Origin of the sequence: Geobacillus sp. CAMR5420, from assembly GCF_000691465.1 — a bacterium.
Lineage (GTDB): Bacteria > Bacillota > Bacilli > Bacillales > Anoxybacillaceae > Geobacillus > Geobacillus thermoleovorans.
In genome coordinates, this window is record NZ_JHUS01000075.1 from 1 (window position 1) to 12914 (window position 12914).

Below are 12914 nucleotides of genomic sequence, written 5' to 3' on the forward strand. Positions count from 1 at the left end.
CGTCGTTGGGTAGTCGTCAACCTGCCCCCTGATGCAACCCCAAGTCAAGGAAGGAGGACGAAGTCCGTTTGCACTTCTGGGGAGTTGCAAGCCCCCACTTCAAGCGTTAGCTAAGTGGGGGTAGTTGACACAGACGGTCTTTCTCTGAGCTTCAAAACAGACCGTTAGGAACGAACGGTTGTTTTTTACCGTCCTTCGACGGTCGCCCGTGTTCCAAGAAAAAACGACCATTCCCCGCCGAAACAGGCAGTTCACGGTCGTTTTTTCGCCATTATCCGTTCCATTCGATCGCTTGGATCGGGTCGAGTTGTTCTGTTTCTTCCCGAACGCGTTCAATGTCGGCCCCAAGCGCAGCCAACTTTTCGTGGAAGCGGACATACCCGCGGTCGAGATGACGAAGCTCGGTCACGCGCGTGTAGCCGTCCGCCGCGAGTCCAGCCAAAATCAACGCCGCCGCTGCGCGCAAATCGGTGGCCGCCACTTCGGCGCCTTGCAGCTGGCACGGGCCATTGATAATGACGGAACGCCCTTCAATTTTAATATCGGCGTTCATGCGCCGGAATTCCTCCACATGCATAAAGCGATTTTCAAACACCGTCTCGGTGATCATGCTCGTGCCTTCCGCTTTCAACAAGAGAGCCATCATTTGCGACTGCATGTCGGTCGGAAAGCCCGGATATGGCATCGTTTTAATGTCGACGGCTTTCAGCTTTTCCGGACCGATGACACGCAAGCCGCTTTCCTCTTCAATGACGGTCACGCCCATTTCTTCGAGTTTAGCGATCAGCGAGCCTAAATGTTCCGGAACGGCTCCTTGCACGAGGACATTGCCGCCGGTGATTGCCGCCGCCACCATAAACGTGCCGGCTTCGATGCGGTCCGGAATGACCGTATGCGTTGTGCCGACGAGCTCGTCAACTCCCTCGATTCGAATCGTTCCGGTGCCGGCGCCGCGCACTTTGGCGCCCATCGCGTTCAAAAAGTTCGCCAAATCGACGATTTCCGGCTCTTTCGCACAGTTTTCGATCACAGTCGTGCCTTCCGCGAGCACGGCGGCCATCATAATGTTTTCCGTCGCCCCGACGCTTGGAAAGTCCAAATAAATTTTGGCGCCGCGGAGCCGTCCGTTCACTTCCGCATCGATAAAGCCATTGCCGACTTTCACAGACGCGCCCATCGCTTCAAATCCTTTTAAATGTTGATCGATCGGGCGCGAGCCAATGGCACAGCCGCCCGGCAGCGCCACGCGGGCTCGGCCGTTGCGCGCCAACAGCGGCCCCATGACAAGCACCGACGCGCGCATTTTTCGCACATATTCAAACGGCGCTTCCACCGTCAACGGACCGGTGGCATCGACGGTGACCGTCTCGTCGGCAATGTGCACATCGGCGCCTAAATAGCGGAGCACTTCACTGATTGTATATACATCGGAAAGAGCAGGCACATCATGAATCGTACTTGTTCCTTTCGTAGCCAATAAAGTGGCAGCGATGACAGGCAAAACGGCATTTTTTGCGCCTTCCACTTTGACGGTGCCGCTCAACCGGTTTCCGCCACGGACGATGATCTTTTCCAAGGTATTCCCCTCCGCGTCCAATTTCTCTATATTAGTATTCAATGGTAATGATTGGGGTTCCAGCAACGACGCGCGTCTTGCCGCCCAATTTTTCTCTCAAGGCGAGTTGCAGGTTGATCGGCTGATGATTGGCGGCCGGGAGAACGTTCTTCCACTGCCCAGTATATGCAGACAGGGAAACGAGTGACTCTTCCCGCAGCCACTCGACAGGCGTCGCTTGAAAATCGCGAAGCAATTGAGAAGCTTGATCGAACAAACCACCTTCCATATTACCACTGAACTCGCCTTCAATACAAGCGAAAAATGTAGAGTGATTCACAAATAGTCCGTTCGTCGTTTTTTGAATGTGCTGTGCTGCTTCTTTCCACCCAGCTTGGCTCCACGTTGGGCCGGTCGCTTCATAGAGGATATACGTTTGCGGCGTTCCATTTGTGACGGTCATCACGAGCTGGATTTGTTCACGAAAAAAGGAATGTTCATTCGTGCCGATCACTTTTTGCCAATGGCTAGTTTGGTGGAACGTCCAGCGGAAGGAGCGGTATGTTTGTTTGAACTCCGCCATTTTTTTGAAAAAGTCCGCATCATTTTGAATATCGTGGGCATACTCTCTTGTGTACACGACCCAGCGGCCGAGCGAGGCACCGTGTTGCGCCAATGTGTGCGCCATCATTTCCAACGGTTCGGACCATTCGTTCCCCCGCGCGCCTTCCGTCCGGTATTGCCCTGCGGCCAACAACAAGACCGCGGCGGCCAGCGCCATCAGCCAACAGATTGGATTTTTTCTCATCTTCGTTCCCTTCCTCTCCTTACTTGTTATTGTTGCCACCGGGCAAGGGAACATACGTCAAAAAAATCGACAACCGGCGATTTTTGAAATCGCTTTCATAAATAAACATCAAAGCGGAGGGCAAACAGCCGAGAATCCATGGAAGAAGGGGACGGGACGGGGAGCAAAGAGGCGGCGGCAAGAACGGATCGGCCGGACAGAGGGCGGGGCAAGCGGACAGTTGGAGGGGGAGCCGAAGCACCACGGCGCCCCGGGCCTCCCTATTCGCGGAACAAATACGGCAAATCGGTTGACCAAGCCCAATAGTCAAGGAAAAAGTTCGCCACCGTCGAGCCGATGGCAATCGTCAATAAAATGTACAGCAGCCGCCCTTGGACGACGCGGTTCGGCCGAAGCAGCACCTCGAGCCGCACCGCCTGCAGCGTCCACCACGTCACCGCTAGAAACGCCAAATGAACGATAATCGAAATCAACGCTTGTTGGCCGATGACCAGCATCATCAAGTTTCACCTCTTTCTCAAGCATATGTGAAACGGCGCATACGAAGCATTTCCTCTTTTTCGGAACGCGGCGTGCAGCCAAAGCACTTCATGCGTTTCGAAAACAGATTAAGCGTCGCATGACAAGCTCTTCTCCCCCGAAACAGCACCGGCCGCACATCCAAGGTGCTCCTCGTCCCGAAACAAAGCCAGCGGGATGAGCATTCCCCTCTTTCTATGAAAATGCGCAGGCCTTGAAACTTTCATGCTAGGTGGAAAGCAAACATTGCTCGATGGAGCTTTCCTGCGCAAAGCACGCAGCGCATCCCCTCCTTTCCAAACGAAGCCGGCGGCGCAAAAAAAGAGGAGAGGCATTCTCCCTCTCCCTTTATTCTACCGTTACGGCAAAAAATCGCCAAAATGCCCAAACTGGGCAAGCATATCGTAAGCAAGCCCCGGCGCCCAGCCGATCGCCAACGTTCCAAGCGCGCAAAGAACGACGGCGGTCGACAGCCCGGCCGGCAGCCGGCCAAGCGGCGCGGTGAACGTCGGGCGGAAAAAGAGCTGGACGATCAAATTGAAATAATACACGTACGAGATGACGGTCGTGATCGCCATCACGGCGGCGAGCACATAATGGCCCGGCTCTGTGACGACAAGGCCGATGAAAATATGCAGCTTGGCGATAAAGCCAGCTGTTCCTGGGATGCCGGCGAGCGAGAGCAAAAACAGCCCGAGCGCCGCAGCCAGAAATGGGCGGTGCCGATATAAGCCGGCGAGCCCATCCAAATCATCGGATCCGGTTTCATTGACAATATGGGCAATAATGGCAAACGCCCCGATGTTCATCAACGTATAGACGAGCAAATACATCCAGAGCGAATCGATCATCGCCCATGACATCGCGGCAAACCCCGCGAGCAAGTAGCCGGCGTGGGCGATGCCTGAGTAGGCGAGCAGCCGCTTTAAACTCCGCTGCCGAAGCGCCACGACGCTGCCGATGATCATCGTCAATCCAGCTAACACGGTGATGATCGGCTGCATCGACAAAAGAAGCGATGATGGGTCACGCCCTTCAGACGGCGCCGCGGCAAAGATCGTCACCAGCAAACGGAGAAGAAGGGCAAAGCCGGCCGTTTTCGACACGACGGCAAAAAACGCGGTCGCTGGAACGGGCGCTCCTTCGTACACGTCCGGCGCCCACATATGAAACGGAACAGTCGCCAGCTTAAACGAAACGCCGATGAGCAAAAGCAGAAACGCCAAAGCAAGCATGTACGGCTCGTTCGTCTCCTGCAAGCGGCGCGCGATGCCGCCGAGATTCGTCGTTCCGGTCAAGCCGAACACATAACTCATGCCAAACAGCATGATGGCGGTGGCGATGCCGCCGTTAATGACGTATTTGAGCGCCGCCTCGTTCGATGCCGGCGCCGTTTTGCGCAAACCGGCCAAAATGTAGGACGACACCGAAAGCAGCTCAAGGCTGACAAATAATGTAAGCAAATCGCCGCTAGACGCCATCATCATCGCCCCAAGCAGCGCAAACAACATCATATAGACAAATTCGCCGCGGTGCGGACTGCCTTCTTTCGGCGCCCATTCGGCCACTAAAAGCAGAGCGAGCGCTCCGCCAGCCAGCAAAATGAACTTGAACGCTTTGGCGAACGCATCGAGCCGGAACGTATCATGCAAAATCGATGCCGACCCGGCCGGGATCATCGCCGCTGTCGCGATCATGGCGAGCGCCGCCGCCGCCGCGGCGCCCCAAGCAAGCGGCCGGCGGCTTCGATCACTCGGCAGCGCCAAGTCAATCACCAACAGCGCTATGGCGGCCGCGAGGACGATCCATTCGGGCGCCATCATGCTCCAATCGGATTGCCATACATCGTTCATGTGATCAACCCCCTAGCCCGTTCATCATCGTCTTGACGACGGCCGTAAGCGGCGCGGCCAATAGCTGTGGATAGACGCCGACGGCCACGATCAACGCGACGAGGATGAACGCCGGCACAGCTTCTTTTCCTTGCAAGTCAACGACGCCCCCTTGCGGTTCACCTAGGCTTGCCGCAGATGCTTGCGGCTCACGCCAGCCCATGACCGCTTCCCGCCGGTCGCGGGGGCGGCCGAACGTGATATCAAGGACGGCTTTCAGCGAATAGACAGCGGCGAAGATCAATCCAAGCGCACCCACGGCGGCAAGGGCCGGCTTCGTTTGAAACAGCCCGAGAAACGACGTGAATTCACCGACAAATCCCGCCAGCCCCGGCAGACCGAGCAAGGCGAGCGCCGCTGTGAGCAAATACCCGGAAAAGAGCGGCATCGCTTTCGTCAGTCCACCAAGCCGGTTGATGTCCGTTGTTCCCATTCGATGAGCGAGCACGCCGACAAGCAAAAACGACAAGGCCGAGATGAGTCCGTGAGCCACCGATTGAAAGACCGCTCCTTGAATGCCGGCCTCATTCAACGCACCGAGCCCGATGAGCACGACCCCCATATGCGACACGCTTGAGTAGGCGAGCACGCGCTTCAATTCGCGCTGGCGAAGCGCCAACAGCGCGCCGTACAGCACGTTGATGACGCCAAATAGAGCGAGAACGCCGGCAAACGAGCGGAACTCATCCGGAAACAAGCCGACCCCGAAGCGAATCATCCCATACGCTGCGATTTTCAGCAACACCCCGGCATGAAGCATCACCACCGGCGGCGGCGCTTCGACGTGGACGCGGATGAGCCAGCAGTGGAACGGAACAGCCGGCAGCTTGACGGCAAATGCCAACAACAGCCCGCCGAGCAGCCAGCGACGCCCTTCCTCCGTCAACGGCGCAATCAGTTGCCCTTCCGCCGCTGGATTATGTAACATTTCATGAAGCAAGGCAAAGTTCGCTGTTCCAGTTCGGGCAAGCAGCACCGCGATCACAACAAGCAACAAAGCCGAGCCGAGCCCGTTGTACAACAAGTAGCTGTACGCCGCCCGCTCGCGCTCAAACCCGCCCCACTTGCCGACAAGCAAAAACATAGCGACCAACGTCACTTCTAAGAAGAGGAAAAACCAAACGAAATTGGCGGCGGAAAATACGCCGAGCATGCCAATCTCAAGCGCCAGCAGCCAGAGAAAATACCCTTTTTTCTCCGTTTTGACAAGCATCGACGCCAAAGCGGCCAACGTCGCCAACACCGCGGTCAGAACGATAAAGACAAGCGACAGCCCATCGATGCCGAGCTCATAGCGGATCACATACGCCGCGTCCGTCAAAAATGGCAGGTCAGCAAGCCGCACCCAGTCCCGCGCTTCGTCGAGCCGCTCGAGGCGAAACCCGCGCCCGGACTGAATGAAAGCAAACAACGCCAAAATGAGCGGCGGTACGGTGGCAGCCGTTCCGAGCCATTGAATCATTCGTTCATCCGTTTTGCGGACAAACATCAGCAACACGATGCCTAACAGCGGCGAAAAGACGAGCAGCGATAAAAACATCATAGCCAGTACCCCCCTGTTAAGGCGAAAATGACGACCAAAATCGCCAATCCGGCCACCGTCACCGCCCCATACGTCTGCGCCTGCCCGTTTTGCCCGCGCGACCCAGCCGAGGCGGCCGCGCCGACAATGCCGGCGGCAAGCCGGGCGAGCCCTTCAACAAGGAAGCGGTCGACATACGTCAACAGGCGGCTGATCCATGACACAAGCGACACGACCGTCAAACGGTAAATGTCATCGATGTAGTAATGACGGCGCAGCAGCTCATCAACATACGGAACACGCGCGGACAGCCAATCGCGCGGCATTTTCTGCGCCCCGTACATCAGCCAAGCGAGAAAAATCCCTGCAAACGACACGATCGTCGCCAAAACAGCGATCCATCCCGGCGCCGCTTCATGACGATACGCTCCATCCGTCAACCATTCGCCAAGGAACGAGCCAAACCATGGCGTTTGCATGTATCCGGATGCAATCGACAGCACGCCGAGCACAAGCATTGGCGCCACCATCGAGGCTGGCGCTTCATGAGCATCCTCATGATGCCGCGCTTTGCCGGCAAAGACGAGGAAAAAGAGCCGGAACATATAAAACGACGTCAACAGCGCGGCAGCGACCGCGAGCCAAAAGAGGAGGCGCGGCCCGTTCGTCCAGGCGGCGGCCAAAATTTCGTCCTTGCTGAAAAAGCCGGCGAATAGCGGAACCCCGCTGATCGACAGCGCCCCAATGAGGAATAGCGGCGCGGTCCATGGCAGCCGCCGCCAAAGCCCGCCCATTTCCTCGATGTTTTGCGTACGGACGGCATGAATGACGCTCCCGGCGGCCAAAAAGAGGAGCGCTTTAAAGAACGCATGCGTCGTCAAATGGAAGATGGCCGCGACATAGCTGCCGGCGCCAAGCGCCAACATCATATAACCGAGCTGGCTGATCGTCGAATACGCGAGGACGCGCTTAATGTCCGTCTGCACCAAGCCGATCGTCGCGGCGAAAATCGCCGTCACCCCGCCGATCGTCGCCACAGTCATCATGGCTGCATGGCTTGCCTCATACAGCGGAAACAATGCCGCCACAAGGTACACACCGGCCGCCACCATCGTCGCAGCGTGGATGAGCGCCGACACCGGCGTCGGGCCTTCCATCGCGTCTGGAAGCCATGTATGGAGCGGAAATTGCCCCGATTTGCCGATGGCGCCGATGAAAATCAAGATCGCCGCGAGCGTCGTCATCCCCGGCGACAGCGTCCCGTCGCCGACGGCGCGGAAAATGTCGTCGTAATCAAAGCTGTGCGTTTGCCAAAAGAGCAACATCATGCCGATGAAAAAGCCAACGTCGCCGATGCGCGTCATGATGAACGCTTTTTTCGCCGCCGCTTTTGCTTCTTCCTTATAGAAGTAAAAACCGATCAGCAAAAACGATCCAAGCCCGACGAGCTCCCAAAAGATGTACGCCTGCAGCAAATTCGGCGACAGCACAAGACCGAGCATCGCAAACGTAAACAGGCCCAAATACGCGTAAAAGGTGGAAAACCGTTCATCGCCAGCCATGTACCCTTGCGAATACACATGGACGAGCCAGCTGACGAGTGCGACGACGACGAGCATCCAAGCGTTTAGGGCGGTGGCGGAAATCCCGACCGTCAACGTCACGCCGCCTATCGTCATCCATGTCCAGTTTGCCTCATACGTCGACCCGCCGAGGCGGTCCACAAGCACCGCGAGCGCCAAAAGCAGCGACAAGAACGCCGCGGCGATGCCGACATAGGCGCTTGCTTGTTTCCATCTCCGTCCGAACAGCAGCAACAGAATGAACGAACCAAGCGGGAACAGCGGCACGACCCAAGCTAGGTTCATCATCGTTCCCATCCCCTTCTCTAATGTTTCAACGAATTGGCTTCATCGACTTGAACCGTCTTCCGGCTGCGGTAAAAAGCGATGAGCGCAGCTAAGCCGACGGCTGCTTCCGCCGCCGCCACGGCGATCGCAAACAGCGCGAACACATGCCCATGAACGCTGGGATGGGCGCCGTATTTGGCAAACGCGACGAAATTGATGTTAACCGCATTTAACATCAGCTCAATGCAGATGAGCACAATGACCGTATTCCTCTTCGTGAGCGCCCCGTACAGCCCGATGCAAAACAAGATCAGCGCCAACGCTAAATAGGCCGATAATGTCATTCGTCTTCCGCCCCCTTGCCGTCTTTTTTCGCCAACACGATCGCGCCAATTAAGGCGACAAGCAAAATGACAGACACGATTTCAAACGGAATCGTATAATACGAGTAAAGCAACTTGCCGATCGCCTTAGCGTTGTCGCCCGCCAGCGCGCTGCCGTCAGCGCCGAAGTCGAGCTGGCGGATGCCGAAGTAGACGGCAAGGCCGAAGGCGATGACGGAGAGGGCGGCAACCGCTTTATGCCAGACGCCGCCGGTGGTTTGGCGCTCCCTTTCGTCTGTGTGATGGCGCGTCAGCATGATCGCAAACAGCATGATGATCGTGATGGCTCCGGAATAGATGAGCACTTGCACAACAGCGACAAATTCGGCGGACAACAGCACGTACAGCCCGGCAATGCCCAAAAATGTCATGACGAGGGCGATGACCATATGGACGACGTTCGTCAGCTGGAGCATCGTCACTCCCCCGGCAATCGCCGCGAGGGCGAGCAAGAAAAAGGCGATGTCCGTTCCGCTCACGGCTTATTCTCCCTTCTTATGTTCGTATCGTTTTCATCAAGCCAGGCCAAATCTTTATACAGAGCGTCGCGGCTGTATTCCGCGAGCTCAAAGTTGTTCGTCATGACAATCGCTTCCGTTGGGCATACTTCCGTGCACAAATCACATAAAATGCAAATTTCAAAGTTGATGTTGTACGTCTCAATCACTTTCCCTTTTTTCGTCGGATCGGGATGTTTTTTCCCGGTCAGCTGGATGCATTCGGTCGGGCAAATGTTGACACACTGGTTGCACACGATGCATTTTTCGGGATAAAATTTCTGGATGCCCCGAAACCGATCCGGGAGCGGGAGCGGTTCGTGCGGGTAATCGTACGTCACTTTTTCGCGCGTCAACTCTTTTAACGTATACGCCAATCCTTTCATCAACCCTATCATCCGTCTACCCCTCTCATGGGAAAAGTGGCGTTCCGACACGACCTCTGCCCGAAGAAGGAGGCCATGCTCATGGGCGGCTGCCCCCTTCCTGGCAAGACAAGTTGCTTTGTTTCTTTAGAGGACTGGCGAAAAACGACCGATTTCGCCGAATCCGTTGCTTTTGGTTGAAAGAGAGACGTTGATTTTACAGGACTTCTCAATTTGAGAAAAGTCCGTTTTTCGCGACTTTTCACTAAATCACCGGCTTTTTTAGAAAAACCACGCTTTAACGACCGCCGTCAGCACAATGTTGACGAGCGAAAGCGGAAGCAGCACTTTCCAGGCGAACTCCATCAGCTGGTCGGCGCGCACGCGCGGAAATGTGGCGCGAAACCAAATGAGGACGAAAACAACCGCACAAAACTTCAGCGCAAACCAGACCGCGCCAGGAATCCAGCCGAGAAAGGCGACCGGATGCCAGCCGCCGAGAAACAAAATCGTCACAAGCGCCGCCATGGCGAACAAATACACATACTCGGCGAGCATAAAGAACGCCCAACGGAATCCGGAATATTCGACATGAAAGCCGGCGACCAACTCGGACTCCGCCTCCGGCAAGTCAAACGGCGTCCGGTTCAACTCGGCCACCGCGGCAATGAGGAAAATCAAAAACGCCAACGGCTGGGCGAAAATGAACCAGACGTCTTTTTGCGCCGCAACGATGTCGACTAAATTCATGCTTCCAGCCAAAAGCACGACGCCAAGCGCTGACATGACGAGCGGAATCTCATAGGAAATCATTTGCGCGGCTGCCCGCATGCCGCCAAGCAGAGCGTATTTGTTGTTTGACGCCCAGCCGCCGGCGACAACGCCGACGGTCGTCAAGCCGGAGACAGCGATATAATACAGAAGGCCGACGCCAATATCGGCGAACCGGAACGCATCGGTAAACGGCAATACCGCCAACACCATAAACGACGGCACAAAGGCGATGATCGGCGCCAGCACGTAGAGCGGACGGTCGGCCGCTTTCGGGATCGTATCCTCTTTCAAAAGCAGCTTCAACACATCGGCAACGGTTTGCAGCAGTCCGAAGCGGCCGCCGACTTGGTTCGGGCCGATGCGCCCTTGCATAAACCCCATCACTTTCCGTTCGGCCAAAATGCCGTATGTGACAAAGGCGAGCACAACCGCCAAAAGCAGCGCCCCAAGCCCGAAAAACAGGGCGATGTTCGACCAGCCAGGCGTGGATTCAAGCCATTGTTCCATCATCCGTCGACCTCCCCAAGCACAATGTCAATCGACCCAAGAATGGCGATGACATTGGCCAAGTTTTCCCCTTTGAGCAGCTTCGGGAGTATTTGCAAGTTGTAAAACGATGGGCGCCGGAATTTGAGGCGGTACGGCTCTTTTTTGCCGTCGCTCGCAATATAGCAGCCGATCTCGCCGCGCGGCGCTTCGATGCGGACAAATGTCTCACCCGGCGGCGCTTTAATGATGCGGGGCACTTTTCCCATGATCGGCCCCTCAGGCGGAAATTGCTCGCACGCCTGCTCGATGATGCGGAGCGACTGTTCGATTTCCGCCATCCGGCATTCATAGCGGGCGAGGCAATCGCCGCCCTCGCGCACCGGCACGTCAAAATCAAAGCGGTCATAGATCGAATACGGTTCATCTTTGCGCAAATCCCATTTGACGCCGGTCGACCGCAAGTTGACGCCGCTCAGCGAATAGCTGATCGCCTCTTCTTTCGTATACCGCCCGACGCCGGTGACGCGCTGGCGGAAAATTTCATTGCCGGTGACAAGCTCATGATAGCCGTGAAGTTTCTCCCGCATGTACGGAACGAACTGCTTCACTTTGTCAATCCAACCGTCCGGCGCATCCCATTTGACCCCGCCGATGCGCATATAGTTGAACGTCAACCGCGCTCCAGACAGCTCATTTAATAGATTAATAATCATTTCGCGTTCGCGGAACGCGTACAAAAACGGGCTCGTCGCGCCAAGGTCAAGCAAGTACGTCCCCCACCAGACAAGGTGGCTGGCGATCCGCCCAAGCTCCATGGCGAGAACGCGCAAATATTCGGCCCGCTCTGGCACTTCAATGCCCATCATCGTTTCGACCGCATGGCAAAGCACATAGTTGTTCGTCATCGCTGATAAATAGTCCATCCGGTCGGTGTACGGGATGATTTGCGTATATTGCAGCCCTTCGGCAATTTTCTCCGTTCCGCGATGCAAATAGCCGATGACCGGTGTCGCTTCTTGAATGATCTCGCCGTCAATTTTTAAAATGAGGCGGAACACCCCGTGCGTGCTCGGGTGTTGAGGGCCGACGTTTAAAATCATTTCTTCTGTGCGCAGCATCATCTACACCTCCGCATCATACGGCTCGTAATCTTTGCGCAACGGATGCCCGACCCATTGCTCCCCTAGGAAGATGCGGATTAAGTTCGGGTGGCCGCGGAAACGGATGCCAAGCAAATCGTACGCTTCGCACTCCGGCCAGTTCGCCCCCGGCCAAAGCGGAACGAGCGAATCGACTTCCGGGTTGTCGCGCTCGATTTTGACTTTCAGCGCCACCGGCTGCCGGTTTGGATAGGAATACAAATGGACGTACACTTCCATATGCGTTTGAAAATCGGTGCCGTGCAGCTCGGATAAATAATCAAACCGAAGCTGTTCATGGCCTTTCAACAACTCGGCGACTTTGTAGTACGCCTCTTTTTTCACGACAAGCGTCGGCACATCTTTCGCCAGCCGGTTGATGTATGCATCCTCGAGCACGTCCGAACCGAGATGCTCATGAATGATGCGGACATATTTCTCAAGCAGCGGATCGTTCGGCGACGGAGCGGCATACCGTCCGGTTCCTCCGTGAGTTTCTTCGGCCTTTGTCCGGGCGGCCGCTGCCGCTTTTTGTTTCGCCCCCTCATCGCCAGCGCCGCCTTGTTGCTTCGCCAAGGCCGCCGCCCGCGCTTTTGCCGCGGCCGCAGCTTTCGCTTTCGCCGCGGCGGCCGCTTTTTGCTTGGCTAGCTCGTCATCGTCGCCCGACGCTTCAGCGGCTTTTTGTTTGGCTAATGCAGCAGCTCTCGCCTTCGCGGCCGCAGCTGCCTTTTTCTTCGCCAACTCAAGATCATCCTCCGCACCGCTTTCCGCCGCCTCGCGCTGTCTCCGCAGTTCCGCCGCCCTCGCCCGCGCTTCCTCTGCCGCCTTTCTCTTCGCCGCCTCGAGGTCGCCTTCGGTCGCCGCACCAGACGCAGCGGCCTCGCGCTGCCGCCGCAGCTCCGCCGCCCTCGCCCGTGCTTCCTCTGCCGCCTTCCGCTTCGCCGCCTCAAGGTCATCCCCTGTCGACGCACCGGACGCAGCCGCCTCGCGCTGTCTCCGCAGTTCCGCCGCCTTCGCCCGTGCTTCCTCGGCCGCCTTCCGCTTCGCCGCCTCAAGGTCATCCCCTGTCGACGCACCGGACGCAGCCGCCTCGCGCTGTCTCCGCAGTTCCGCCGCCTTCG

At 56.8% G+C, this 12914-nt stretch carries 12 protein-coding genes; all 12 read right to left on the minus strand.

Annotated features, from left to right (window positions below; translation table 11 throughout):
- Window positions 1–271 precede the first annotated feature (271 nt).
- Window positions 272–1576, minus strand: coding sequence for a UDP-N-acetylglucosamine 1-carboxyvinyltransferase (murA, locus tag DI44_RS00420; protein ID WP_021321920.1), 1305 nt, complete (start codon window positions 1574–1576; stop codon window positions 272–274).
- A 31-nt stretch (window positions 1577–1607) separates the two neighbouring features.
- Window positions 1608–2363: a YwmB family TATA-box binding protein gene (locus tag DI44_RS00415; RefSeq protein ID WP_011232809.1), complete on the minus strand. Its 756-nt coding sequence runs from the start codon at window positions 2361–2363 to the stop codon at window positions 1608–1610.
- Between the two features lie 260 nt (window positions 2364–2623).
- Window positions 2624–2863, minus strand: a complete 240-nt coding sequence (locus tag DI44_RS00410) for a DUF1146 family protein (RefSeq protein WP_014196942.1) — start codon at window positions 2861–2863, stop codon at window positions 2624–2626.
- A 378-nt stretch (window positions 2864–3241) separates the two neighbouring features.
- The gene (gene nuoN / locus DI44_RS00400) at window positions 3242–4735 is read right to left on the minus strand and encodes an NADH-quinone oxidoreductase subunit NuoN (protein WP_033026619.1); all 1494 of its coding nucleotides are present in this window, start codon (window positions 4733–4735) and stop codon (window positions 3242–3244) included.
- 4 nt (window positions 4736–4739) lie between these two features.
- Window positions 4740–6317, minus strand: a complete 1578-nt coding sequence (locus DI44_RS00395) for an NADH-quinone oxidoreductase subunit M (protein WP_011232813.1) — start codon at window positions 6315–6317, stop codon at window positions 4740–4742.
- Window positions 6314–8167 carry an NADH-quinone oxidoreductase subunit L gene (gene nuoL / locus DI44_RS00390; protein WP_025039089.1) on the minus strand — a complete coding sequence of 618 codons (1854 nt, stop codon included), beginning with the start codon at window positions 8165–8167 and terminating at the stop codon, window positions 6314–6316. The genes DI44_RS00395 and nuoL overlap by 4 nt, the downstream gene beginning before the upstream one ends.
- A gap of 17 nt (window positions 8168–8184) precedes the next feature.
- Window positions 8185–8490, minus strand: coding sequence for an NADH-quinone oxidoreductase subunit NuoK (nuoK, locus tag DI44_RS00385; RefSeq protein WP_011232815.1), 306 nt, complete (start codon window positions 8488–8490; stop codon window positions 8185–8187).
- A complete protein-coding gene (locus DI44_RS00380; protein WP_011232816.1) occupies window positions 8487–9008 on the minus strand; it encodes an NADH-quinone oxidoreductase subunit J in 522 nt (173 codons plus the stop codon). Before DI44_RS00380 ends, nuoK begins: the two co-directional genes overlap by 4 nt.
- Window positions 9005–9424 (minus strand): NADH-quinone oxidoreductase subunit NuoI, encoded by a 420-nt coding sequence (gene nuoI, locus DI44_RS00375; RefSeq protein ID WP_013146600.1) that lies wholly within the window; start codon window positions 9422–9424, stop codon window positions 9005–9007. The genes DI44_RS00380 and nuoI overlap by 4 nt, the downstream gene beginning before the upstream one ends.
- A 249-nt stretch (window positions 9425–9673) precedes the next feature.
- Complete coding sequence (nuoH, locus tag DI44_RS00370) at window positions 9674–10675, minus strand: NADH-quinone oxidoreductase subunit NuoH (protein WP_011232819.1); 1002 nt, start codon at window positions 10673–10675, stop codon at window positions 9674–9676.
- The gene (locus DI44_RS00365; protein WP_014196947.1) at window positions 10672–11772 is read right to left on the minus strand and encodes an NADH-quinone oxidoreductase subunit D; all 1101 of its coding nucleotides are present in this window, start codon (window positions 11770–11772) and stop codon (window positions 10672–10674) included. Before DI44_RS00365 ends, nuoH begins: the two co-directional genes overlap by 4 nt.
- Window positions 11773–11775: 3 nt before the next feature.
- Window positions 11776–12914, minus strand: a 1139-nt coding sequence (locus DI44_RS00360; protein WP_033026621.1) for an NADH-quinone oxidoreductase subunit C, incomplete at its 5' end; no start/stop codon positions are given.